Source organism: Caballeronia humi, from assembly GCF_001544475.1.
GTDB lineage: Bacteria > Pseudomonadota > Gammaproteobacteria > Burkholderiales > Burkholderiaceae > Caballeronia > Caballeronia humi.
The window spans coordinates 19,107-42,865 of sequence record NZ_FCNW02000029.1 but is presented as its reverse complement, the minus strand read 5'-3'; the positions used below and the strand labels follow the sequence as shown (position 1 = coordinate 42,865).

20 protein-coding genes are annotated in these 23,759 nt (G+C 62.3%); 8 read left to right on the top strand and 12 right to left on the bottom strand.

Annotated elements, in window-relative coordinates; genetic code table 11:
- The first annotated feature begins 66 nt into the window (after nucleotides 1–66).
- Nucleotides 67–1,455, top strand: a complete 1,389-nt coding sequence (locus AWB65_RS22645; protein WP_087669263.1) for an FAD-binding oxidoreductase — start codon at nucleotides 67–69, stop codon at nucleotides 1,453–1,455.
- A gap of 47 nt (nucleotides 1,456–1,502) precedes the next feature.
- The gene (locus AWB65_RS22640; RefSeq protein WP_087669297.1) at nucleotides 1,503–2,297 is read left to right on the top strand and encodes an alpha/beta hydrolase; all 795 of its coding nucleotides are present in this window, start codon (nucleotides 1,503–1,505) and stop codon (nucleotides 2,295–2,297) included.
- 311 nt (nucleotides 2,298–2,608) lie between these two features.
- On the opposite strand, the gene AWB65_RS22635 is transcribed toward AWB65_RS22640, so the two are convergent.
- Together AWB65_RS22635 and AWB65_RS22630 are read right to left on the bottom strand one after the other, a co-directional pair.
- Nucleotides 2,609–2,989, bottom strand: a complete 381-nt coding sequence (locus AWB65_RS22635) for a DUF934 domain-containing protein (RefSeq protein ID WP_087669262.1) — start codon at nucleotides 2,987–2,989, stop codon at nucleotides 2,609–2,611.
- Nucleotides 2,986–4,764: a nitrite/sulfite reductase gene (locus AWB65_RS22630; protein WP_087669261.1), complete on the bottom strand. Its 1,779-nt coding sequence runs from the start codon at nucleotides 4,762–4,764 to the stop codon at nucleotides 2,986–2,988. The genes AWB65_RS22635 and AWB65_RS22630 overlap by 4 nt, the downstream gene beginning before the upstream one ends.
- 181 nt (nucleotides 4,765–4,945) lie before the next feature.
- Between AWB65_RS22630 and AWB65_RS22625 the strand changes: the two genes are divergently transcribed.
- Nucleotides 4,946–5,134 (top strand): DUF2970 domain-containing protein, encoded by a 189-nt coding sequence (locus tag AWB65_RS22625; protein ID WP_025527841.1) that lies wholly within the window; start codon nucleotides 4,946–4,948, stop codon nucleotides 5,132–5,134.
- Between the two features lie 9 nt (nucleotides 5,135–5,143).
- Here the strand turns inward: AWB65_RS22625 and AWB65_RS22620 are convergent, their stop codons facing one another.
- On the bottom strand, nucleotides 5,144–6,553 hold the full coding sequence (locus tag AWB65_RS22620; RefSeq protein WP_087669260.1) for an aminotransferase-like domain-containing protein: 1,410 nt from the start codon (nucleotides 6,551–6,553) through the stop codon (nucleotides 5,144–5,146).
- Nucleotides 6,554–7,067: 514 nt separating this feature from the next.
- Here AWB65_RS22620 and AWB65_RS22615 point away from each other — a divergent pair.
- The 3 genes from AWB65_RS22615 (at nucleotide 7,068) to AWB65_RS22605 (ending at nucleotide 14,264) form a co-directional block, all read left to right on the top strand.
- A complete protein-coding gene (locus tag AWB65_RS22615; RefSeq protein WP_327358733.1) occupies nucleotides 7,068–9,284 on the top strand; it encodes a two-partner secretion domain-containing protein in 2,217 nt (738 codons plus the stop codon).
- Nucleotides 9,285–9,659: 375 nt separating this feature from the next.
- Nucleotides 9,660–11,918 (top strand): two-partner secretion domain-containing protein, encoded by a 2,259-nt coding sequence (locus AWB65_RS22610; RefSeq protein ID WP_087669258.1) that lies wholly within the window; start codon nucleotides 9,660–9,662, stop codon nucleotides 11,916–11,918.
- A 936-nt stretch (nucleotides 11,919–12,854) separates the two neighbouring features.
- Entirely contained in the window at nucleotides 12,855–14,264 is a 1,410-nt protein-coding gene (locus AWB65_RS22605) for a tyrosinase family protein (protein ID WP_159907744.1), read from the top strand.
- 205 nt (nucleotides 14,265–14,469) lie between these two features.
- On the opposite strand, the gene AWB65_RS35735 is transcribed toward AWB65_RS22605, so the two are convergent.
- From AWB65_RS35735 to AWB65_RS22585, 5 genes are all read right to left on the bottom strand, one after another.
- Complete coding sequence (locus AWB65_RS35735) at nucleotides 14,470–14,688, bottom strand: hypothetical protein (protein ID WP_125474172.1); 219 nt, start codon at nucleotides 14,686–14,688, stop codon at nucleotides 14,470–14,472.
- A 92-nt stretch (nucleotides 14,689–14,780) separates the two neighbouring features.
- Entirely contained in the window at nucleotides 14,781–16,334 is a 1,554-nt protein-coding gene (locus AWB65_RS22600; RefSeq protein WP_087669257.1) for a DHA2 family efflux MFS transporter permease subunit, read from the bottom strand.
- 54 nt (nucleotides 16,335–16,388) lie between these two features.
- Entirely contained in the window at nucleotides 16,389–17,621 is a 1,233-nt protein-coding gene (locus tag AWB65_RS22595; RefSeq protein ID WP_087669256.1) for an HlyD family secretion protein, read from the bottom strand.
- A gap of 26 nt (nucleotides 17,622–17,647) precedes the next feature.
- The gene (locus AWB65_RS22590; RefSeq protein ID WP_087669295.1) at nucleotides 17,648–19,135 is read right to left on the bottom strand and encodes an efflux transporter outer membrane subunit; all 1,488 of its coding nucleotides are present in this window, start codon (nucleotides 19,133–19,135) and stop codon (nucleotides 17,648–17,650) included.
- A gap of 57 nt (nucleotides 19,136–19,192) precedes the next feature.
- The gene (locus AWB65_RS22585; protein WP_087669255.1) at nucleotides 19,193–19,630 is read right to left on the bottom strand and encodes a MarR family winged helix-turn-helix transcriptional regulator; all 438 of its coding nucleotides are present in this window, start codon (nucleotides 19,628–19,630) and stop codon (nucleotides 19,193–19,195) included.
- A gap of 178 nt (nucleotides 19,631–19,808) precedes the next feature.
- Between AWB65_RS22585 and AWB65_RS22580 the strand changes: the two genes are divergently transcribed.
- Both AWB65_RS22580 and AWB65_RS22575 read left to right on the top strand, forming a co-directional pair.
- Complete coding sequence (locus tag AWB65_RS22580; protein ID WP_087669254.1) at nucleotides 19,809–20,474, top strand: FMN-dependent NADH-azoreductase; 666 nt, start codon at nucleotides 19,809–19,811, stop codon at nucleotides 20,472–20,474.
- 32 nt (nucleotides 20,475–20,506) lie between these two features.
- Nucleotides 20,507–20,926 (top strand): cupin domain-containing protein, encoded by a 420-nt coding sequence (locus tag AWB65_RS22575; RefSeq protein ID WP_087669253.1) that lies wholly within the window; start codon nucleotides 20,507–20,509, stop codon nucleotides 20,924–20,926.
- An 8-nt stretch (nucleotides 20,927–20,934) separates the two neighbouring features.
- On the opposite strand, the gene AWB65_RS22570 is transcribed toward AWB65_RS22575, so the two are convergent.
- From AWB65_RS22570 to AWB65_RS22555, 4 genes are all read right to left on the bottom strand, one after another.
- Entirely contained in the window at nucleotides 20,935–22,161 is a 1,227-nt protein-coding gene (locus AWB65_RS22570; protein WP_087669252.1) for a YbfB/YjiJ family MFS transporter, read from the bottom strand.
- A 108-nt stretch (nucleotides 22,162–22,269) separates the two neighbouring features.
- Nucleotides 22,270–22,884 carry a TetR/AcrR family transcriptional regulator gene (locus AWB65_RS22565; protein ID WP_087669251.1) on the bottom strand — a complete coding sequence of 205 codons (615 nt, stop codon included), beginning with the start codon at nucleotides 22,882–22,884 and terminating at the stop codon, nucleotides 22,270–22,272.
- A 66-nt stretch (nucleotides 22,885–22,950) separates the two neighbouring features.
- Nucleotides 22,951–23,355, bottom strand: coding sequence for a hypothetical protein (locus AWB65_RS22560; RefSeq protein WP_087669250.1), 405 nt, complete (start codon nucleotides 23,353–23,355; stop codon nucleotides 22,951–22,953).
- A gap of 56 nt (nucleotides 23,356–23,411) precedes the next feature.
- Nucleotides 23,412–23,759, bottom strand: a complete 348-nt coding sequence (locus AWB65_RS22555; RefSeq protein ID WP_087669249.1) for a hypothetical protein — start codon at nucleotides 23,757–23,759, stop codon at nucleotides 23,412–23,414.

Below are 23,759 nucleotides of genomic sequence, written 5' to 3'. Positions count from 1 at the left end.
CCGTGACGCGTTCTGGTGATAGGCTCTAACCAGCGCGTTTGACGCCACACAAAACGGAGACAAGACATGGCAGTGAGCGAAGGAGTGATCGCATTGCGGGAAGCGCTCGGCGCGCAAGTGGTGATGCTGCCCGAAGAATTCGGCGATCGTAGGGTCGAGGACTGGAGCGGATTGCCGGGCGCGGTACCGCTCGCTATCCTCCGCCCGCGCGATACGAACGAGGTTGCAGCAGCGCTCGCGATCTGCGCGCGCCATACGCAACCGGTCGTGACGCAGGGCGGGCTCACGGGGCTCGTCGGCGGCGCGAACCTGTGTGGCGGCGAGGTCGCGCTGAGTCTCGAACGCATGAACCGGATCGTCGAAATCGATGCCGTGTCGGGCACGATGACGGTCGAAGCCGGCACGCCGCTTCAGGTGGTGCAGGATGCGGCGAGCGCGGCGGGTTTCTACTTTCCACTCGATCTCGGCGCGCGCGGCAGTTGCACCATCGGCGGAAATCTGGCGACGAATGCGGGCGGAAACCGCGTCATCAAGTACGGCATGATGCGCGATCAGGTGCTGGGCGTGGAGGCGGTATCGGCGAATGGCGCGATCGTCGGCGGGCTCAACAAGATGATCAAGAACAATAGCGGCTACGATCTGCGCCACTTGCTGATCGGCAGCGAAGGCACGCTCGCGGTCATTACGCGCGTGGTTCTGCGCTTGCGCCCCAAGCCGACTGCGACCGCGACGGCGTGGTGCGGGCTGCCTGGTTTCGATGCGGTCACCACGCTGCTGACGCGCGCGCAGGCAGGGCTCGCGCCGGGCGTGTCGGCGTTCGAGGTGATGTGGGCCGGTTATTACGATGCCGTGCTCGGCAACCTCGCTAACCTGCGTGCGCCCCTTGGCGAACCGCATCCGTTCTACGTGCTGCTCGAAAGCGTCGGCACGGACCCGGTCCGTCATAGCGAAGCCTTCGAGGAATTCCTCGGGAGGATGCTCGAGGAAGGTGTCGTGAGTGATGCGGCGATCGCTTCGTCGGATGCGCATGCGCAAGCCTTCTGGGCGATCCGCGATGCGCCGGGCGAGTATCAGCGGTTCATCCCGAACCACGCCGCCTATGACGTGAGCTTTTCGATCGCGCAAGTCGGCGAGGCGGCGGCGCAATGCGAGGCGCGGCTGCGAGAACGGTGGCCGGAGGCTGCGATCCTCGTCTATGGGCATCTCGGCGATGGCAACATCCACATCGTCGTCGATGTGCCGGGCCTGGGAAAGCACGATCACGATGAAATCGACCGGGTCGTCTACGACGTGACGCGTGATTTTGGTGGATCGATATCGGCGGAACACGGGATCGGGGTGAAGAAGAAGGCATACCTGAACCTGAGCCGCTCGGAGACGGACATCGAGTCGATGCGGGCGATCAAGCAGGCGCTCGATCCGCTGGGGATTCTTAATCCGGGGAAGGTTTTTTAGGGGATGCGGCGTTGAATCTGCTGCTGGCGTCGTTCCGTTTCAGGCCGATGAGTTTCGCCGGGGCAGCGCTGCATCTCGCTATTGCCTGTCTGATCATATTCGCGGGTATTGCAGTGTTCCAGAATCATCTTCTTTATTTTCCGCAGAAGTCTCCCGTCGATGAAATGGTCTCCGGCGGACTTCGCGCGTGGCCCTCGACGCAGGATTTTCGCGGGCTCGTGGCGGAGCCAGACGAGCCTGCGCGTGCGACGGCGATTGTCTTTCATGGCAACGCGGGGCATGCCGGCCACCGGCAGTTTTACGCGACGGTGCTGACGCGACTCGGGCTGCGCGTGATTCTTTCGGAGTATCCGGGCTACGGTCCGCGTAACGGGTCTTTGGGCGAGAAGTCTCTGGTCGCCGATGCAGAAGAGACGATAGCGCTCGCTCATCGTCTTCACGGCGCGCCGGTTTTGCTCATCGGTGAATCGCTTGGAAGTGGCGTCGCGGCGGCTGCCGGCGCGCGTCAACGCGACAAGACAGCGGGCATGCTGCTCATCACGCCGTGGGACCGGCTGGAGAATGTCGCGGCTTTCCACTATCCGTGGCTGCCGGTGAAGTGGCTGCTTCAGGATCATTACGACAGCGCGGCTCACCTTGCTTCCTACGGCAAGCCGGTGCTCGTCGTTATGGCCGAGCGCGACAGCATCGTTCCGCCGCGTTTCGGCACGGCGCTTTACGACGCGCTGCCAGAGCCAAAGAAGCTGACGGTCGTGAAGGCCGCAGGGCATAACGATTGGGCCGGCCGTGTCGGCGAAGGCTGGTGGCGCGACACGATCGCGTTCCTGCTTGTGAAGTCCTAGGAAGAACCCATAGCGGGCAGAGGCAACTCGTTTTGGCGCCTGCGCCGTTCGCCGATTCCGCGAAGGCGATGAAGGTCGTGTACAAGAGCTGAGGGCACCTCTTCCCAACCTTAAGCGACCTGAAAACTGAACTTCGAATGACACGGCGCCTAGTTTGTGCATCTCGCCGATCGTGGCATCGCTGTAGCCCAACTCGCGCAGGATAGCGTCGGTGTGCTGTCCTGGCGCAGGCACGGCATCCATGCGCGGTTCATCGGACGGTGCCATGCCCGGCGGATGGAGTGTTGGGATGTCGCCCTGTGTCGAGGGCGTCAGGCGATGCTCAAGCCCGTTTGATAGAACCCGGGAAAGCGCGCGAATTGACGTTCGGCATCGGCGATATCGAGACCGTCTTTCAAAACCGCGCTCGAAAATCCCATGCGTTCCATTTGAAGAAGCTGATCGATCAGGACGTCGCCGGTTGCCCGGAGATCGCCGGTGAAGCGCAGCCTGCGACGCAGCAGATACGCCTGACTATAGGCGCGGCCATCGGTGAAGTGCGGGAAATGCAGGTCGATGCGGGTGATGCCATGCAACCGGTCGCGCAGGGTGAGCGGGTCTGCGTCGTTGGGAAGGTTGATCACCTTTGCGTCGAACGTCGCGATGTTTTCGCTTGTCATGAGAATCTTGAGCCGGGGCGAGGTCGTCGTCATGCCGAAGCTCCCACACTCATGCGTACCGCATTGGCAGCCGCCTTGAACGGATCGATGCCCACGCGCCGCACGGTATCGATGAACGACTCGCGTCGATCGGTCGTGTTTCGAATGTCCCGATACGTAGCGAGAATCGCTTCGATGACATCGGGGACTTCAGACGCAGCAAACGAAGGGCCTATCACCTTGCCCGCTTGCGGTGCGCCGCTGCGCACGGTTCCGTCGGAGCCACCGAGCGTGACCTGATACCACTCGCGTCCATCCTTGTCGACGCCGAGAATCCCGATGTGGCCACTATGATGATGCCCGCACGAATTGATGCAGCCGCTGATATGCAGGTTCACTTCGCCGATGTCGTCCAGTTCGTCGAGGTCCTGATAGCGCTCGGTGATCGCTTCGGCAATCGGAATCGAGCGGGCGTTGGCCAGGGCGCAGAAGTCGCCCCCGGGGCATGAAATCATGTCGGTCAGCAATTGCACGTTCGCGCTTGCGAGGCCCGCATCGCACGCCGCCTGCCAGAGTGCGAATAGATTATCGGTGCGTACCCACGGCAGCACGATGTTCTGCGTGTGAGTCACGCGCGCCTCGCCAGCCGAGTAACGCTCGGCCAGATCGGCCACGATTTCGAGTTGCTCGGCGGAAGCATCGCCGGGCGCTTGATGGAGGCGTTTGAACGAAAGCGTAACGATGCGCATCGACGGGTTTTTGTGAAGCGCCACGTTCCGTTGCAGCCATTTGCCGAATCGTGGAAACTCGCGCGCCAATGCATCGATCGCAGCGGGATTTTGACTCGAACCAATGTCATGCGATACAGGTGGAACGAACGACGCGCGTACCCGATCGAGTTCTTCTTGCGCGATCGTATGCGGACCGCCGTCGTCTTCCACGATCTGGCGAAACTCCTCCTCGACATCGTCGATATACGCTTGTCCTTCCGCCTTGACGAGTATCTTGATGCGCGCCTTGTACTTGTTGTCGCGCCGGCCATAGCGGTTATAAACGCGAACCACCGCCTCGATGTAGTTCATGATCTGCGACCAGGGCAGGAACTCGCGAAGCACGGGAGCGATCATCGGTGTGCGGCCCATGCCTCCACCAACTGACACCTTGAAACCCAATTCGCCCTGATCGTTGTATCGCAGGCTCAGACCAACATCGTGCCAGCCGGTCGCCGCGCGATCTTCGCTTGCGCCGGTGATCGCGATCTTGAATTTGCGCGGCAGGAACGCGAACTCGGGATGAAGGGTCGTCCATTGACGCATGAGTTCGGCGAACGGCCTGGGGTCTTCGACCTCGTCGATCGCGACGCCCGCTCGTTCGTCGCACGAGATGTTTCGGATGCAGTTGCCGCTCGTCTGAATGCCGTGCATGTCGACGCTGGCGAGGAGATCCATCACGTCCGCCGCTTTCGACAAAGGGATCCAGTTGAATTGCACGTTCGTGCGCGTGGTGAAGTGTGCGTAGTGAGTGGGCAGTCGCGTGGTGCCCAATAGCCCCTGTGCGTCCATGGCTGCGCGAAACACGTCGGCCTCGGGTGAGTCGTATTCGCGGGCGATCCTCGCAAGCACACGCAGTTGACGGCTCGACAACTCGCCATAGGGGACCGCGACGCGAAGCATCGGCGCATGCCGTTGCACGTACCAGCCGTTTTGCAATCGCAAGGGACGGAAGTCGTCTTCGCTCAGTTTTCCGTTTTGCCAACGCACGAGCTGATCGCGAAACTGGGCAGCGCGGCTGCGCACGAAGGCTTTATCAAACTCGGTGTACTGGTACATGTGGTTTCGCGGGCGAGTAGAGTCGCTGACGATATAGGCGACGCCCGATCGCGGAAAGCAGCAGATGCAGTCGATTTTTGCGCAGCAGATGGCTGCTGCGCAAAAATCGATGCCGACTGCTGCTTCCGCTCTATCATCGCTTGATTCAACATGCCCATGTGAACGCTAAGGAGAGGAAGCCATGAACCTGTTGAAAATGATGCGGATCGTAGGGTGGAGTTTCTTCGGCGTTCGCAAGCGCGCGTCGCATCAGGCCGATATCGCGGCGGTGAAGCCGTCGCTGTTGCCGCTGGTCGCGGTTGTCCTCGCAGGCGGTTTTGGCGCGGTGCTGTTCACGCTTGCAAGGCTCGCGACGACCATCGCGCATTAGGGCCTGCGCTCAACGCTCCGCGCGCTCGATAAGCGATGCGAGCGTTTCGACGGCCTTCCCGGTCTCCGCGCTCCATGGATGACCGAAGTTCAGCCGGATGCAATCGCCGAACTGATGCGAGGCTGTAAACATGGGCCCCGGCGCAATGCTGATACCGTGTTCGATCGCCAGAAAATGCAGTTGCATGACATCGATCTTGCGCGGCAGTTTCACCCAGAGAAAGTAGCCGCCCTTGGGCTGCGACCATGTTGCGCCGTCGGGAAGATAGTGCGCGAGTGCGGCATTCATTGCATCGAGTTGTACGCGAAAGGCACCGCGCAACTTGCGCAAGTGCTTGTCATAGCCGCCGTGTTGCAGATAGTCCGCTATGCCCGCTTGCGCGGGGATGCTCGCGGAAAGCGTCGTCATCAACTTTAGCCTCTGCACTCGCCCGGCGAAGCGGCCCGCCGATACCCATCCGACTCTATAGCCCGGTGCCAGCGTCTTCGAAAACGAACTGCAGTGCATGACGAGCCCCTTTTTGTCGAAAGCCAGCGCAGGCGGCGGATAGTCGGGGTCGTGATGCAGTTCCCCATAGACGTCGTCTTCAATCAAAGGGACGTCATACTCCGCGAGCAGTGCGACGAGCGCCTGCTTCTTCTCCGCCGTCAGCGTCGCCCCCGTGGGATTCTGAAAGTTGGTCATGAACCAGCATGCGCGGATCGGATGCTCTTCGAGCGCTTTCGCGAGTGCTTCGAGATCGAGTCCCGTTTGGGGATCGACGGGAATTTGTACCGCGCGCAGATCGAGCCGCTCAATTGCCTGGAGAGCGGCGTAAAAGCCCGGCGATTCGACAGCGACCACGTCGCCAGGTCGCGTGACGGCCGTCAGGCAAAGATTGAGCGCTTCCAGCGCGCCATTAGTGATGACGATCTCGTCGATCGATTGCGCAATACCGATGCCGACATAACGCAAGGCAATCTGACGTCGCAATTGCTCATTGCCCGGCGGCAGATCGACGACTGTGCTCCACGGGTTGGTCATCCGCACGGCCTGTGCGAGCGATTTCCCAAGGCGCTGCAAAGGAAAAAGCTTTGGCGACGGAAACGCCGAACCGAACGGCACGATGCCAGGCTGCTTAGCTGCATCAAGGACCGAGAAGACCAGGTCCGATATTTCGACTTTAGCGGAACCAGTGGACGAGCCTTTCGCCACGCGATCCTGCGTTAAAGCGCCCGGCGCGACGAAGTAGCCGGAGCGCTCGCGTGCCTGAATCAACCCCCAGTCTTCCAGCAGATAGTAGGCGCGAAATACCGTCGATTGACTGACTCCATGTTGCGCCATGACGTGTCGCAACGAGGGGAGTCTGGAGCCTGTCGGCAGGCTGCCGGAGCGTATTTCCTTTGCCATCGTGTCGGCCAGCGACTCGAAGCGCTTCATGCGGGGCGGGCGTCTTGCCGCCATGTGGGGTAGGGGTGCAGGGACATAGCCCACGATACTGCCTTGCCTGGCCTAGCAGGGCAAGAGAGGCGCGTCACGCTGTATCAGGATTTAAAGAAATTTAGCTAGCCCTCTCTCACGCCACAGTTGTAAATCGGTATAACCATCGATTGCCGCTCTCCGCGGAAAGCAGCGCGCGTCATTGGTTTCCTTCGTCTCGACTCGCAAGCCGCCCCTTATTTCTATCCTTCAACGACATTCGAAATTCATCTTAAAAATGAAATTCCCTCTGATACACTGCGCGACAACGGTATTCGATAACTATTAAAGAAATAAACCTCGGGGTATCCGCACACTGGAGTGGCTTATGCGGCAATCCGACTACCGTCTCTCGAGCGCAACTGCGCTCTGTTGTTCCGCTGGTCGCGTCGTGCCTTCGAGGCTTCGGTCGCTGCCGGTCCTGGTTGCACTCAGTGTGGGCATCCATGCTGCAAGCGTGTCTGCCGCGCCGCCTTTGCCCGATAACGGCAAATTCGTAGCGGGCTCGGGCACCATCACGCGCAACGGCGCGAACCTCGACATCACGCAGTCGGGAGATCGCGGCGTCATCAACTGGAACGGCTTTTCGATCGGCGCTGGACGTACCGTGTCGATCAACAACGGCTCCGGCGCAACGCTCAATCGCGTCACCGGCAGTGAGATGTCGACGATCGACGGCAAGCTCACCGCGACCGGCAGCGTGTACCTCATCAATCCGCAAGGCGTGCTTGTCGGACGCACCGGCGTGATCACTACGGGCGGCCGCTTCGTCGCTTCCACGCTCGACACCGACAACGATTCCTTCATGGAAGGTTCGTATTACCTGACGCTCTCGGGGAACTCGAACGCCTCTGTGGTCAATCTCGGCAAGATCAGTTCGAGCGGCGGCGATGTGTTCCTCGTGTCACGCAACCGGGTCGTGAACGTCGGTACCGTCGAGGCTCCCAACGGCACCGCCGAATTTGCAGCGGGCAGCGAGGTGTACCTCACGGACTCGGCATACGGACAGCAGGTGTCGGTCGCGGCACCCAGCAACGGCCGGGTCGTGAACGTGGGCACTGTGCATGCGGCGCTGATCAGCCTGCAGGCCGCCGATGGCAACATCTATGCGCTCGCCGGCAGGCACGGCGAACTGCGCGCGACCGGCACCGAGACGCGCGACGGCCATGTTTATCTTGTCGCGCAAGGCGGCGCGATCGATGCGCACGGCGCGACGATCGCGGCGCGTAACGCGGACGGCAGCGGCGGCGCGGTCGATATGTCCGCCGATACGATCAAGGTGAGCGGCGCGAAGGTCAGCACCGCGCAGTGGAATCTCAACGCGCCCCAGTTCACGATCGACCAGCCGACAGCGGCCACGCTCGCCAACAATCTATCGGGCGGCACATCGATCGCGGTGAACGCATCGGGCGGCGATATCAACGTGCTATCGGACCTGCGCTGGCAAGGCGCATCGACGCTTGCGCTGAATGCTTACCGCTCGGTGGCGTTCGCGCGCAACACGACGATCGCGAACTCGGGCGCGGGCAATCTGTTGCTGCGCGCCGACACCAACGCGATCGACAACCACGGCAGCGTCACCAACCTTGGCGCGTTCGACTGGTCGCAAAGCACCGGGATCGTATCGTCGCTGTACGACATGAACGGTAGCTACACGCCGGGCACGATCAGGACGAATGCATCTTGGAGCGCAGCGCCTTTCAGCGGACTCGTTACGCAGGTCACGGGCTACCAGCTCGTCAACTCCATCGCGGATCTGAGAGCCGTCAACGGCAACCTCGGCGGCAACTATGCGCTCGGCAACAGCTTCGATCTCGGCGGCACGCAGAACAGCGTGCCCTCGATTGGCAACTCGGCGCATCCGTTCTCCGGACAGTTCGACGGCATGGGACATCTGCTTTCGGGCCTGAACGTGTACACCCCGGCGACGGGAAGCTACACGGGGCTCTTCGGCGTGATCGGCAAGACGGGCGTCGTGCGCAACTTTGCGCTTGTCGAAAGCACCGCGTCGTCGTCGCGTGCGCCCGTGGGGTTGATCGCCGGCGAGAACGACGGCCGCATCGTCAACATGGGCGCGACAGGCACCGTCACGATGGGAGCCGCGCCCGGTGCATCGGCAGGCGGACTCGTCGGCGTGAATCGAGGCACGATCCAGCGTTCCTGGAGCGGCGTGGTCGTGACGGGTCAAGGGGATGCCGGCGGCCTCGTCGGCGAGAACGACGGCGCCATCGTGCAGTCGTACTCGCTCGGCGATACGAGCGGCGGGACGCGCAGCCAGGTCGGCGGACTCGTGGGAGTGAATCGCGGCACGATCGGGCAGTCGTATTCGAGCGGCGCCGTCAAAGGCACGAACTATCATGGCGGCCTGGTTGGCAACAACAGCGGCACGATCAGCCAGTCGTTCACCACGTCGACCCTCGAATCGACCGGCGCAAGGCCGCAGCCTTCGGGTGGTATCGCGGGCAACAACACCGGCACGATCGCACGCGACGTCTACTGGAACACCGAGACGTCCGGGGCACTCGCCGGCGTCGGCACGGGAACGACCGTGCCGCGTTCGAGCGGCATGACGATCGCGCAGATGGGCACACCCGCAAGGTACGGCCCGACGTGGGACTTCAGCGCGACCGGCGTGTGGTCCTTGCCGCCGGGCTACGGCGAGCCGGAACTCCGCTGGCTCTACGGGCAATAAGCTCATCTTTCGAACCGCGCGATGATAAATACAGAGCGAAGCGCTTAATGCGTTTCGCTCTGTATTCAATATGCGGCCGCAAAATTCAGAGAAAAATTCCCACTTGAAACGGATATAAAAATCGTCCGAAACGGGTGGTCAAAATGGCCGTGAACAATGTCCGATTTAGCTGGGGTAGACGAGATGTGCGCTTTTGCGTGGTCTGCTATAACTAATAGGGACTTAAGGCCGATCGTAAGAAGAATCGCTGTCTCCCTGGAGTGAAGCATGACGCACGCTCGAACCGCACAGATTCCCGGAATTCCCGTGCGTGACTTTTTCCTTCCACGGCATCGACCTTTTGCGCCAGGGTTTCCCCTCCGCGCGATCGCATTGATGGTGTTCGCGACACAGTACGCCCAGGCGGGTCCATTACCCGATGGCGGCAGCTTCGTTGCAGGCGCCGGCGCGATTCGCGCGAACGGCACTGCCCTCGACATCACGCAGACCACGACGCGCGGCGTCATCGACTGGCGCAGCTTTTCAATCGGCAGCGGCAACAGCGTGACGGTCAACAACGGAACGGGCGCGACGCTCAGCCGCGTGACGGGCATCGATCGTTCGGTCATCGACGGCAATCTGAACGCCACAGGCAGCTTCTACCTCATCAATCCGCAGGGCGTGCTGGTCGGCACGAGTGGCGTCGTGACGACAGGCGGGCGCTTCGTCGCCTCTACGCTCGACGTCACCAATGACGCATTCATGAACGGCGGCCCGCTCTCGCTGACCGGCGATAGTTGCGCCGTGGTCGTCAATCTCGGCAAGATCGGTTCGAGCCAGGGCGACGTGTTCCTGATCTCGCGCAAGGCTGCCGTGAACGAGGGCACGATATCGGCGCCGCTCGGAACCGTCGAACTCGCGGCGGGCAGCGAAGTGTTGCTCAAGGATTCGACGAGCGGCCAGCAGGTCTTCGTGCAAGTGGGCAGCCAGGGCAACGTGGTCAACAAAGGTACGATCAGCGCCGCGCAGATCAACCTGCAGGCGGCCGATGGCAATATCTTCGCGCTCGCGGGCGAGCACGGCGAATTGCGTGCCACCGGCACCGCGACACGCGACGGCCATGTGTGGCTCGTCGCCGATAGCGGCACGGTGCAGAGCCACGGTTATATCTCGGCATCGAATTCGAACGGCAGCGGCGGCGCCGTCGATACAAGCGCGAAAACATTCGATCTCGATCAGAGCGTCGTGGATGCCGCGCAGTGGAACGTGACCGCCCCCGCGTACGTGGCGGGTCCGCGATCCGTCGCCGCGCTCGCGAGCAACCTGTCGCGCGGCACGTCGATCACTGTGAACTCGACGAGCGGCGACATCGAAGTGCAAACGACGTTGCGCTGGAGCGGCGACGCATCGCTCACGTTGAACGCGAGCCACTCAGTGAGCATCGGCCCGCTCGCGACGATCGGCAATACCGGTGCCGGCAATCTGACCTTGCGCGCGGACGCGGGCAGCGTCAACAACGGCGGCAGCGTGACCAACGGCGGCACGATCGACTGGTCGCAGAGCACGGGCACCGTCTCCGCGTTCTACGACATGAACGGCACGTATAGCGGCGGCACGATACGCAGCAATCCGGACTGGAGTCCCGCGGACTACAGCGGTCTCAAGACGCAGTTGACGGCCTATAAGCTCGTCAACACGGTCGACGATCTCGCCGCCATTTCGAACGATCTCGCAGGGACGTATGCGCTCGGCAAGGACATCGACGCAAGCACGTCCACTACGAATTTCACGTCGCTCGGCAGCCGTACGCAGACGGCATTCCAGGGCCAGTTCGATGGCATGGACCACGTCATCAAGGGCATCAGAATAACGGGCTACAACGAATCCGATCCTTCGTATCTGGCCTACGTCGGCCTCTTTTCGACGATCGGCAGCGCGGGTGTGGTTCGCAACGTCGGGCTCATCGACTCGACGGCGAACTCGTTCGTCGCGGCGGTCGGCATTCTTGCCGGGATGAACAACGGCCTCATCACGCATGCGTACACGTCGGGTGACGTGTCGCCGGTCAACGCTTTCTCCGGTGCAGGCGCGGGCGGTCTCGTCGGTATCAACAACGGCACCATCGAACGCTCGGGCAGCGGCGCCACGGTCAGCGGTTCGGGCGAACTGGGCGGCCTCGTCGCGACGAACAACGGCCTCATCACCCAGTCTTACGCGACGGGTTCGGTCAACGGCGGCGCGCAAGCGGGCGCGGGCGGTCTGGTCGGCGTGAACGAGGGCACGATCCGGCAGTCGTATGCGTCGGGCTCGGCGGGCGGGCTCGGCACGGGCGGGCTCGTCGACTTCAACAACGGGACGATCACCGAATCGTTCGCGTCGACGTCGATTGCGCCGGGCGTGCCGCCTTCGGTCGGTGGTATTACGCGCTACAACACGGGCACGATCGGCAGCGACGTGTACTGGGACACGCAAACAACCGGCCGCACGAACGGCGTGTATGAAGGTACGGCGGTTCCAGCGGCGAACGGTCTCACGACGGCGCAAATGAGTTCCGTCACCAGTTTCGGCCCGACGTGGAACTTCGGAGACACCGGCGTCTGGGTGATACCGGCCGGCGGAACGCATCCGGTTCTGAGGTGGCAGACCGAGCATTGATTGCTGCACGCGCGTCGCTATCGGCGCGCGTCGTCCATCTTGATGCACTGCACGTATTCGTGGTCGCCTCGACGTTGCGCGGCGCCTTGCCGTTTCCGCTCGAATTTCACTCGACGAGTGTCGATTTAAAGCGCCGCTAAACTCGCTTTAAACAAATCTGAAAATTTTCCTCTATCGCGAATTAAAGCAAGTTCCTGAACGGGGGTCTGACTCGAAACGGCGATTTGATCGAAATCAAATTCCGCTCGCAGCGCGTCCGAAATCGTAATCGTAAGGCAATTCGAAAAGAGTGTTGCGTACCGTCCTCACGGACAATCCACTATGGAAAATTGCAGGCTGGGGGACCCGTGTTTCGTTAACCCTTCGATCCACGCTGTAATGGCCGTTTAGCCCCGCTTCAATCCGCCTTCTTAACCCGCGACGGCGGTAAATAACGTAAGTGAATCAACTCCTGTCAGGGTTTATTTCAAAAGCGCAGTGGCCCGAATTATTTCGTCAGATTATCCTACAAAACATGTGCGACAGCGCACGTTAATATTGGCGCCGCTTGAAGTAGATTTCCTTATCAACTTCGCGGCCGAGACGACCTTTAGTCTCGCGAACCGATCAACTCTCGTGTTGCGCGTTTGCGCAATCGTTATCCACCGAGCCAGGCGGCGACTTCGCCTGCGCCATAGCCAATAACATCGCCACGATCAAAAAACACCGCGTTTTCAGGGTGTTCACCTGCATTCATCGATTGACCAGGGCTACTACTGGAGAAATTTCATGAGCCATTTAAAACTTGACCGACGAACGTTTCTGGGGGGAGCCGCCTCGGCACTGTCTCTCGCAGCGCTACCGAGCTTTGGCCAAACGGGGAACCCGATACGTGTGGAGTGGCAGCAATTCAAGCTGACGTCTCAGTACGCATCCTTTTTGAACGCGATTGCGACGATGCGCGCCAACACCAATGCGTCCGACCCGAACTCCTGGCTGTATTGGGTCAACGTGCACGTCAATTATTGTCCCCATAAGCTGCCGTATTTTCTTGCCTGGCATCGGGGCTATATGTGGTATTTCGAGCGCCAGTTGAAGCTGATTTCGGGTGATTCGTATCTGACGCTGCCGTATTGGGATTGGTATACGTATCCCACCATGCCGGCTGAATTCACCGATACCGCGAGCGGTAATCCGCTGTATGTTCCCCGCGTGAACACGAACGTCTATAGCGCGCTCGACCTGACACCATTTCAAGCCTCGACGGTGAACTTCCAGCGCGGCACGGTCAATTCGTTCGAGGAGCGTTTCGAAACGCGTCCGCACAATCCGATTCATAACATTATTGGCAACGTGATGTCGCAGATGACGTCGCCGACCGATCCGATCTTCTACCTTCACCATTGCAACGTCGACCGGCTGTGGCATGCCTGGGCGCTGCCCGACGGCCGGACGATGCCGGTATCGACTTCGCCCTACTGGACGACGACTGGCCCCGAGCCGTTTGTGTACGCGCCCGGCATGACGATGCCGAAGGTACAGACGTACTCGCCGCGCAGGTCGGGCACGACGGCGCCTTACAGAACCGCTTACGATTATGCGAACGCGACCCGACCGCTGGTGCTGCCGCCGCAAGTGCAGGTTGGCCGCATCATCCGGGTGCAGGCCAGCACCTCGCGAGCCCTGAAACGGCCGCCTGTCGTGACGAGTTACACCGCGGTGCCGGCGACCGATATCAGCGCCGATACACGTTCGATCGGTGGCGTCAAGAACGTCGCGCTGGGGACGCAGTCGGTCAGTGTGCTCGTCACGGCCGAAGCGGCCTCGGTCCAGACGATCGACAACGTGATTTCGGCGACCACCTCGGACTTTCCGGATGTCGTAGCGACGACCTCGACCACCAACTCCACCGCCAGTGATTCCACCGTGGCCCCGGCGGCAACCACGAATGCCCAGAAAGCGACCAAGCGCTACAGGTCGGTAAAGGTCGTGTTCGACAAACTCGCGATTTCGGCTGCGGGAGCAATGGGCGGTTATTTCTACAACGTCTATATGGATCTGCCGGACAACGCGGATATCGATGCAGTCGGGTCGAAGTATTACATCGGAACGCTGGGGGCTTTCGAGATCGCGAGCGCCGCGCATCACGGCTCGGTCACGCTCGAATATCCGGCAACGGCCGCGCTCGTCAAAGGGCGTGTCAAGGCTTCGCGCGAGCACGTGATCTCGCTCGTGCGGGTCGATGGCACCACGGCGCCGAAAGGCCAGGTGATCGCGATCGGCGAGATGCGCGTCGAGTTGTCCACGGACGCACCGTTCGTCGTGTCGAAGCCGCAAAAGCCGGGACGCAACGATATTCCGTATTGATACGGCGCGAGATCGGGGGCAATCTCCGATCTCGTTTGTTGTTTGTTACACGCGTCAAGGTGCTGTAAGCCTCCTTATGCGCGTGTCATTGAATACGCGGCATCGATCGCGGATTTGAGCGAGCGATCATTCGCCAGGCGCTTTCCATCTACTATCACCGACCAGCTTTCGGCATTGTGTTCCCAGACGAGCCGGCGTGTATCGATCATGGCATGCCTCGCACAGTGGCATCCGCATGAACGGTGTTGAGCGTAGCGTCATGTTCGCTATCCACGGCAAGACGCTCCAGCGGCAATTGCGTATCGACGTTCAGCTTATCGATGGTCTTGCCATAGTCCATCGTCGCCAACGCGCAGACCGCGCCGATTACGAGACAAACCGCAACGTAGCCACATCGGACATGTACTGTTCTTACGGCGCTCATGATCGGTCTCCGGGTTATATGCGTTCAGTATCGGCGAGCAAACGTTCACGATCTTTCGCCGCTGCACGTTCGCTTTTCGATTCGCACGCGACTCAATGCCCGCCCGCGCCGGCCGCCCCGGCGCCCGCGCCCTTGCTCGGTTTTGTAAGCCAGATGAGCGGAATGATCGCGATGAAGATCACCGCCGAGAGCCAGAAGATATCGTTCAGCCCGAGCATGGCGGCCTGCGCATTGAGAGAGCGCTCGAAGAACGCAAGCGCTTGCGGCGTGCCCCCGCCCAGCGCTCCTTGCAGCGAACTTAAAGATTCGACGAAAGCCGGGTTATGCACGCTCGCCTGATCGACGAGTTGCGAATGATGGAGGATCGTGCGGTCGTTCCAGCCGGTGCTCGCGAGCGAGGTGCCCACGGCGCCCGCGAACACCCGCACGAAGTTCGAAAGGCCCGCCGCCGCCGGAATCTTCCCCGGCGGCAAGCCCGACAGGATGATCGCGGTGAGCGGCACGAAGAAAAGCGCCATCGGAATGCCCTGCAGCAGCGTGGGGATGACGAGCGTCCATGTATCGACGCCCGTCGTGTAGTGCGAGCGCATGAGGAAGACGCCCGCGAAGCCGATGAACGCGAGCGTCGCGAGCACGCGGGCATCGGACTTCGGCATGATCTTGCCCATCACGGGTGCGAGGATCACCGCGAAGATGCCGAGCGGCGCGGTGACGAGCCCGGCATCAACCGAACGGTAGTTCAGATACTGCTGCATCCATTGGGGCAGCAGCACGAGATTGGAGAAGAACACCGCATACGCGACGGAAATCGCCACGGTCCCGCCCAGAAAATTGCGCCCCTTGAAGAGCGTAATGTCGATCACGGGGTTCTTCTCGGTCAACTCCCAGATCAGGAAGAACGCGAAACTCACGAGCGCGAACACGCCGAGCGCCACGATCACCGGCGAGTTGAACCAGTCGAGGTCCTTGCCCTTGTCGAGCATGATCTGCAGCGAGCCGACCCACGCGATGAGCGAGATCAGTCCGACCTTGTCGATTGGAATGCGCTTCACCGGCGTTTCGCGATCGCGATAGATCGCCCACGTGACGCCCGCGGCAAACAGTCCGACCGGGATATTGATGTAGAAGATCCACGACCACGAGTAGCTATCGGTGATCCAGCCGCCGAGCGCCGGACCGGCGATCGGGCCGACGGTCGCCGTCATCGCCCACAGCGCCAGCGCGTGCGAGCTCTTTTCCTTCGGATACGAGCCGAGCAGGATCGCCTGCGAAAGCGGAATCAGCGGACCCGCGACGGCGCCCTGCAGAATCCGCGCGACGAGCAGCACGGGCAGGTTCGGCGCGATGCCGCACAGCCACGACGACAACACGAAAAGCAGGATCGCCCAGACGAACAGCTTGATCTGCCCGACGCGCTGCGTGAGCCAGCCGGTCAGTGGAATCGCGATCGCGTTCGCCGCGGCGAAGAGCGTGATGACCCACGTGCCTTCATCGATGGAGACGCCGAGATTGCCGGCGATCGTCGGAATCGCGACGTTCGCGATCGACGAATCCAGCACGTTCATGAAAGTGGCGAGCGCGACCGCAAGAGTGGCAAGCACGAGCTTGCCGCCGGTGAGCGGTGCGGGAGAAGAAACTGGATTCATCGGAATCACCTGAAGTGTCTATGACTGACGTGTCAGATATTTGCGCAAAAAAAATCAACCCGCGCTGCGTTTCGCCGTTGCCGCGACCGTGCGCGCCGCCGGCATGTTCTGCCCGATGATCTTCGCGATCTCGGCATCCGCTTCGTCGCCGTATTTGCTGAACACGTCCGTGCGATAAGACGTCGTGGTTGCAGCGCCGAGCTGCGTGCCGGACGTGTCGCGCGTTTCGACTTCCGCCACCATCGACAAGCCGATGCGCAACGGATGCGCGTCCAGTTCGCGCTGATCCAGCCGGATGCGCACCGGCAGCCGCTGCACGACCTTGATCCAGTTGCCCGTCGCGTTCTGTGCAGGCAGCACGGCGAAGGCCGCGCCCGTGCCCGCCGAGAAGCCCTCGACATGCCCGTGGTACTTCACCTTCGAGCCGTACACGTCGGCGACGAGCGTTACCGGCTGGCCGATGCGCATGTGCGCGAGCTGCACTTCCTTGAAGTTCGCATCGACCCAGACGCCGTCGAGCGGCACGATCGCCATCAGCGGCGTGCCGGGCGCGACGCGCTGGCCGACTTGCACCGAGCGGCGCGCCACGTAACCGGTCACCGGCGCGGGAAGCGTGTTGCGCGCATAGCTCAGATACGCGTCGCGCACCTTCGATGCCGCCGCCTGCACGTTCGGATGCTGTTCGATCGACGTGCGGTCGGTCAGCGCGTGATTGGCTTCGGACTGCTGGCGCACGGCATCGAGCGCGGCCTGCGCGGAACTCACGGCATCGCGCGCGTGGGCGATGTCTTCGCCCGATACCGCGCCCGTGCCCGCGACCGCCTGGCGGCGCTTCAGGTCGTCGTTGGCGCGCGCGAGGTCGGACTGGCGCTGCGCGACGGTCGCCGCGTAAAACTCGTTGTTGACGTAGAGGCTGCTCACTTGCCGCACCGTCTGGCCGAGCGTGGCTTCCGCGTTGGAGAGCGCCACTTTGGCGTCAGCGGCGTCGAGCGTCACAAGCGGCGCGCCTTCCTTGACGATCTGCGTATCGTCGGCGTTCACCGCGATCACCGTGCCGCTCACTTGCGGCGTCAGTTGCACGAGATTGCCGCTGACGTAGGCGTCGTCGGTTTCCTCATGGAAGCGTCCCGTCGTGTAGTAGTAGGTGCCGTAGCCCGCACCCGCCACGACGATGGCCGCCGTCAGCAGCGAGAGCAGCAGTTTGCGTTTGCCCGGTTTTTTAGTTTGCGCTGGCGTCTCGGCCGGCTGGTCCGCCGCCGTCCGCGCGGTGGTGATCGTGTCGCTCATTTCATGGCTCCTGGAGTGTGTCCGCGTCAGCGCGCGGCGACGACGGGGTGGGCTTGGGTATCGCTATCGGCGGAATCGGTGTAGCCGCCGCCGAGTGCCGCCGCGAGCGCGATCTGCTGGTCGCGGCGATTCATCTTCAGATTCGCGACCGACTGGTCCGCCGCGAGCGCGTTCGTCTCGGCGTTGAGGACGGTCAACTGGTTCGTGAGGCCCGCTTTGTATTGCACGAGCGCGAGTTCCTCGGCGCGGCGCGCGGCTGACTGCGCGGTCTGTGCATCGGCGAGTTGCGCGTCGGTCGAGCGGATTTGCGCGAGCTTGGTCGCGACTTCGGAGAGCGCGGTCACGAGCGTCTGGTCATAGGTGGCGACCGCGTAGTCGAACTCGGCGTAGCGGCCCTTCAACTGCGCGCGCAGGGCGCCGCCGTCGAAGATCGGCAGATGAATCGCCGGGCCCGCCGACATCGTGCGGCTCGCCGCCGTCAGAAGCCGCCCGAAGCCGAATGCATCGAGTCCAATCGCCGCGCTCAGGTTGATGTCCGGATAGAACTCGGCCTTCGCTTCCTTCACTTCGTGCGTCATCGAATCGACGCGCCAGCGCGCGGCCACGATGTCCGGGCGGCGGCTCACGAGATCGGCGGGGAGGTTGTCAGGCAGACGCACTTCGTCGCCGATGCCGAGCGCCGGCCGCGCGATCGCGAGCCCCCGGTCCGGTCCCGCGCCGAGCAGTGCCGCGAGCTGATAGCGCGTTGTGACGATGCTGCCGTCGAGCGCCGCGAGCGACGCGCGGCTCGTCGCGAGATTCGCCTGCGCGGTCTTGCGCTCGACTTCCGTGTCGAGCCCGGTCGCGATGCGGCCCGCCGTGATGCGGTCGATCGTCTCGCGCTGGGCGATCTCCTGCTGCGCGATGTCGCGCAGCGCGTAGAGCCGCGCGAGCTGGTTATAGGCACGGGCGATGGTTTCGTCGAGCGTGAGCCTGACGACTTCGGCATCGGCCTGGCTCGCCTGCAACTGCGACAGCGCGGCCTTGAGCGCCTCGCGGTTCTTGCCCCACAGGTCGAGATCGTAGGAAGCCGAGACGAGCGCCTTGTTCTCCGACTGCCACGATCCGGCGTAAGGCGGCGGCACGAGCGCATTCGACGAATACTGCTGGCGCGAGTACGAATACGACGCGCCGACCTGCGGCAGCGTGTTCGCCTTCGCGGTCTCGCTGTAGGCTGCCGCCGCCGCGACCCGCGAGCGCGCCTGTTCGAGCGTCGGGCTGCTCTTGAGCGCTTCGTCGAGGAGCGCTTTCAGTTGCGCGTCGCCGAACTGCTCGGCCCAGTCGGCAGCGGGCCAATGACCGGCTTCGGCAGGCAGGCTTTGTTGCGTGGCGTACGACTGCGGCTGCGCCATGTCCTTGTCGCTGTGAATTCCGGCGTAGTTCGCGCACGCCGACAAAACCGCCGCGAAGATCAGCGTGACGCTTGCCCTGGCGAGCCGCGAACCCGTTCCGCCTGAATTTGGTTGATATTTCATTTTCTGACCTGTCAGATAATTGAACAAAAAAATGAGAGCGATTGGGTTGGGGTCCGCTCAGTCTTCGAGAAACTTGCGCAGCAGCCGGTTCAGTTCCTTGAACTCGCTCTTCGTGAAGTTCCTGACGCGCGCGTTGAGCACCATCGGAACGATCTCCGGCACATGCGCCGCGACTGCCTCGCCCTGTTCCGTCAGCTTCAGATTGACCACCCGACGGTCTTCCAGGCTGCGGGAGCGTTCAAGCAAACCCTTGTCTTCCAGCTTGTCGAGCATGCGCGTCATCAGACCCGTATCGATACCGAGCAGTTTCGACAACTCGAACGGCGTCGTCGCCTCACCGTGCCGCATCGACAAAAGAATGCCCATCTGCTGCGTGGTGATGCCGAGGTCTTTCAGCGCAGCATCGATTTCCGCAACGAGAAGGTTGCGCGCCTTGCCGATAGCAAATCCGATGCTCTGCGTCAGCCTGAAGCTCTCTGAGGTGTAGTGATCCATGTCTCGCTCCGTTGATGAAGCGAACAGTATCTGCAAAATCAGATATTGTCAAGATTTGATTGTGTGGCTCTTGTTGAACGGGACTGGTCACCTTGAATTGGACAAAAACGGCTATTTCAAACAGCCAGTCGACGTTTTAATCTTCTCTTCATCGATCAACACACGTAGGAGAGAAGTCATGAAAATCATGCATGTGGATGCGAGCGCCAAGCGCGAACGGTCCAATTCGCGGGCGTTGAGCCGCTTCTTCATCGAACAATTGCGCGAGGAAGGCGTGGACGTCGATCTCGATTATCTCGACGTCGCCGTGAATACGCCGCCGCACGTGACCGAGGCGTTCGCCATCGCCACCTACACGCAGGCGAGCGAGCGCACGCAAGCCATGAAGGACACGTTGGCCGCATCGGATGCACTGTGCCAACGCCTGCTCGACGCCGACGCGCTTGTCCTCGCGATGCCGATGTACAACTGGTCGATGCCCTCCGCGTTCAAGGCGTTCGTCGACAGCATCACGCGCACCGGACTCACCTACGTGAACACGGCGGACGGCCGTATCGATGGGCAGCTCGGACGCCAGAAAGTGCTGTTCATCACGAGCCGCGGCGCGGACCTGCGCCCCGGCACGCCGTTCTCGTCGATGGATGCGCTCACGCCGTCGCTCAAGGCCGCGTTCGGCTTTCTCGGCGTGGCGAACCCAACCTTCGTCGATGCGCAGCCGCTCCAGTTCTCCGACCAGCAAGCCCGCACGGAAGCGCTCGAACGCGCGCGTGGTGAGTTGTCGGCGGTGGCGGCGCGCTGGGCAGAGGTGTCGTTGACGATGCAGGAAGAACTCGCGGCGTCTTGACGCCTTGCTAACACCATCTTGGGAATTCGATCATGAAACTCACGCACATCCTCGCAGCCGCTGCGCTCGCCATCGCTTCGGTTGCCCCGGCTTACGCCCACGGCGACGCTGCCGGACGCGAAACCATCACGCCCGCATTCGTCGAGGCGATGCCCAATGTGCCGGGCAAGACGATGACGGCTTTGGTCGTCGATTACGCGCCCGGCGGCAAGTCGGACCCGCATCGGCACGGTCAGGCGTTCGTGGTTGCCTACGTGCTCTCAGGCGCGATCCGCAGCCAGGTCAACGACGGCGAAACACGCGTTTTCCACGCGGGCGAACACTGGATCGAGAAGCCCGGCGCGCACCACACGGTGAGCGAAAACGCGAGCGATACCGAGCCGGCGAAGCTTCTCGCGATCTTCGTCGCCGATGCGAAGGACAAGAAGCTCGTCACCTTCGACAAGAAGTAAATAAGCCCTCAGTTCGTCGCCGGCTTGTTAGCGGCATTGCGTCCGCTCAGGATATCGACGACGAACGCCAGCGATAGCGCCGTCGCGCCGAACCAGAAGATCAGCGAATAATCGTTGTTCGTGTGCGCGAAGAGAAACGAATAGCCATATCCGCCGACTGCCTGAAAGAGCGCGAAGGCCGTCGTCGCCCGGCTCCACGCCGCGCGCTGCTCGACGTGATCGTGCGGCACGAGTTCATGGATGCGCCCGAGCACGAGCGGCACGATTCCCGGCGTGAAGATGCCGAGTATCACCGTCGCGATTCCGAGCGTTACCGGATTGCCGGACAGCGCGAGCATCGCGACGGCGACCGCCTGCAACGCGAGTCCGAACCGATACGCCGCGCCGAAACCGATGCGGTCCGCGACATTGCCAAGGATGACCGGCCCGAAGATCGCGGCGATCCCGTACAGCACCCAGTAGCCCGCGCCGACTCCGGCGCCGCGTCCCAAACCGCGCGCGACATAGTCGACAAGCAGGATCATCGCCGGCACGAGGCCGAGCGCGTTGGCCGCGTATTGTGCGTAGAGCACGCGCAGCGCAACGCCGTTGGGGCGAACCGCGTGCGGCGCTGCCTTTGCCAAGGGCGCCGACGGCGTGGCGGCTGGCCAGCCGAACCAGCTCGCCACCGAAAGCACGAGCGACAGCACGCCGAGACCGATCCATGTGTCCTGCAACCCGAACTGGAGCAGCTTCGGGATGATGGTCCCCGATGCCGCAATGCCAAGCCCCAGGCCGAGGAAGATCATGCCGCTCGCGAATCCACGGCGCGCGGGCGGAATGTGCGGCAGGACGGTGGTGGCGACGAGGACCATGATCGCGCCGCCCGAAAGCCCGGACGCGAATCGCCACGCGAAGAACCACGACACCGAAAGCGGAAACGCGCACGCGAAGAACGCGGCGGTCGCCATCAGCATGAGGAGCCGCAGCGCGACGCGGTTCGACAACGCCGACGCGATCGGCCGGCCGAGCAGCGCGCCCGCGAGATAGCCGGCGAAGTTCGCGGCGCCGAGCGTCACCGCTTGCGACGACGTGAACCAGTGCGCCTGAATCAGCGGCGGAATCAGCGGCGTGTAGGCGAAGCGCGCGAGCCCGATCGCGACGAGGCTCGCGCACAGGCCCGCGAACATCGCGTAGAGCGAGCGAACGTCGAGCGATGCGGGGTTGATAGGGAGGGCGGATGCGTCGTCGGACATGCTGTGCTCCTTTTGAACCTGCGCGCCTGTCGCGCACGAGTCGAATGGACGAGTCGAGCCACGCCGTGATCTGGACGGCGGGCTTGCTGCCGGCTTAACCGGCGAATCTCAGTGGATGCTGCCCTCGGGCGGCAGCGCGGGCAGGCCGAGCATCGCGAGCGCCGGGGCGACGGCGCCGCTCAACAGCTCGCGCTTCGGATCGACGCGCGCGAGCACGCGCACGCCGAGCAGAAGGGCCAGCAGATGCGTGGCAGCGGCGCCGGGCGGTTGAATCGGTTCGATGTCGCCGTTTTGCTGGCCGGCTGCGGCGCATCGCTCGAAGAAAGCGCGCAGGACGTAGAGTTCGGCCGCGATCGCCTGGCGGAACTCGTCGTCTTGCGGTGTGGATTCGAGCGCGGCGTTCACCAGCATGCAGCCGCGCTGATGCTTGTCCGCGACAGACCGGTCGATGATCTCGCCGAAAAACGCCGCGATCGCCTGACCGGGCGGGAGCCTCGACTCCAGCCGCGCGATGCGCTCGCGCAGCGTGCGGTCGAGATAGTGCTCGAGCGCGCGTCGAAAGAGCCCGCGCTTGTCGCCGAACGCGTTGTACAGGCTCGGCTGTGAAAGCCCGGTGCACGTCACGAGATCGCGCGTGGACGTGCCTTCGTAGCCGTTCGCCCAGAACGCGTCGCCGGCTGCTTCGAGTACTTGGTCTTCGTCGAAATTTCGGGGTCGGGCCATACCCTGCTCCAGTTCTGTATCGGTCGATACAGAACGCATTCTATATCAATCGATACAGAATGCAAGTCAATGGCCGGACATGCGTGTCCACGCGGCGCGGAGCCGTCGGGCGCGGTCTTCGAAGAGCCAGGAGGCGACCAGCGTGATGAGTGCGGAAATCATGCCCGTCACAATGGCCTCGGCGAACGGAAAGCCGTAGTGATTTACGTGCGAAAAGGCGTCGCCGAGCATCGTCAGGAGGCCGACGAGGAGCGCATTGCCGTATCGATTGGAGTAGAGCCGTGCCGCCGGCGTGAACGTCAGAAGAACGGCGAGGATGCCGGTGAGAAGGCCCGTCTGAACGGCGGTCGTCCAGTGGGCGAGGCTCAGGATGTTGCCCCAACTGCCCGGCATGCACGTCATGCAGGCGCTGGTCGGCTGCCAGAACCGCTGGACAAACAGTCTGACGCGAAGCTTCCAGTCGCTCGACATCGTAGTCGCCCCGTCGATCCTGGTGAGGACAGACTTAACTATAGGTTCCTGCGGCATCAATCGTCACCGAATGGATTGCCTTTTCTCGCGGCGGGCGTCTGTGTCTTCGTCGCCAGATGGTTCTGCAGCCAGAAGCTCGCCTTGTTCAAGCCGAGCGCCTGCCAGTCCTGGCCGATTTCGCAGATGAATAACCGGTCGTCCGATGCCGTGGCAGGCGCAAACGCTTTCGACAGGTCCTTCGCGCCCTTGTCGGTGTTGAGCACAAGGAACGCGCCCATTTGATGCAGATGCAGGAATTCGTAATCGCCGCCGGAAACGTGCGCGGCGATGTCCTTGATTTTTCTGTGCTGCTCTGTTGGGGCACCGATGAAGATGCTGACCAGATAAGTCGTTTTCGCACTCAT

Coding starts and splice junctions, on each gene's coding strand:
- AWB65_RS22645 (WP_087669263.1), top strand. CDS start 67: ATGGCAGTGAGCGAAGGAGTGATCGCATTGCGGGAAGCGCTCGGCGCG.
- AWB65_RS22630 (WP_087669261.1), bottom strand. CDS start 4,764: ATGTACCAGTACACCGAGTTTGATAAAGCCTTCGTGCGCAGCCGCGCT.
- AWB65_RS22640 (WP_087669297.1), top strand. CDS start 1,503: ATGAGTTTCGCCGGGGCAGCGCTGCATCTCGCTATTGCCTGTCTGATC.
- AWB65_RS35735 (WP_125474172.1), bottom strand. CDS start 14,688: ATGAGCGCCGTAAGAACAGTACATGTCCGATGTGGCTACGTTGCGGTT.
- AWB65_RS22610 (WP_087669258.1), top strand. CDS start 9,660: ATGGTGTTCGCGACACAGTACGCCCAGGCGGGTCCATTACCCGATGGC.
- AWB65_RS22625 (WP_025527841.1), top strand. CDS start 4,946: ATGAACCTGTTGAAAATGATGCGGATCGTAGGGTGGAGTTTCTTCGGC.
- AWB65_RS22580 (WP_087669254.1), top strand. CDS start 19,809: ATGAAAATCATGCATGTGGATGCGAGCGCCAAGCGCGAACGGTCCAAT.
- AWB65_RS22595 (WP_087669256.1), bottom strand. CDS start 17,621: ATGAGCGACACGATCACCACCGCGCGGACGGCGGCGGACCAGCCGGCC.
- AWB65_RS22590 (WP_087669295.1), bottom strand. CDS start 19,135: ATGAAATATCAACCAAATTCAGGCGGAACGGGTTCGCGGCTCGCCAGG.
- AWB65_RS22635 (WP_087669262.1), bottom strand. CDS start 2,989: ATGACGACGACCTCGCCCCGGCTCAAGATTCTCATGACAAGCGAAAAC.
- AWB65_RS22575 (WP_087669253.1), top strand. CDS start 20,507: ATGAAACTCACGCACATCCTCGCAGCCGCTGCGCTCGCCATCGCTTCG.
- AWB65_RS22555 (WP_087669249.1), bottom strand. CDS start 23,759: ATGAGTGCGAAAACGACTTATCTGGTCAGCATCTTCATCGGTGCCCCA.
- AWB65_RS22570 (WP_087669252.1), bottom strand. CDS start 22,161: ATGTCCGACGACGCATCCGCCCTCCCTATCAACCCCGCATCGCTCGAC.
- AWB65_RS22585 (WP_087669255.1), bottom strand. CDS start 19,630: ATGGATCACTACACCTCAGAGAGCTTCAGGCTGACGCAGAGCATCGGA.
- AWB65_RS22605 (WP_159907744.1), top strand. CDS start 12,855: ATGCGCGCCAACACCAATGCGTCCGACCCGAACTCCTGGCTGTATTGG.
- AWB65_RS22560 (WP_087669250.1), bottom strand. CDS start 23,355: ATGTCGAGCGACTGGAAGCTTCGCGTCAGACTGTTTGTCCAGCGGTTC.
- AWB65_RS22565 (WP_087669251.1), bottom strand. CDS start 22,884: ATGGCCCGACCCCGAAATTTCGACGAAGACCAAGTACTCGAAGCAGCC.
- AWB65_RS22600 (WP_087669257.1), bottom strand. CDS start 16,334: ATGAATCCAGTTTCTTCTCCCGCACCGCTCACCGGCGGCAAGCTCGTG.
- AWB65_RS22620 (WP_087669260.1), bottom strand. CDS start 6,553: ATGAAGCGCTTCGAGTCGCTGGCCGACACGATGGCAAAGGAAATACGC.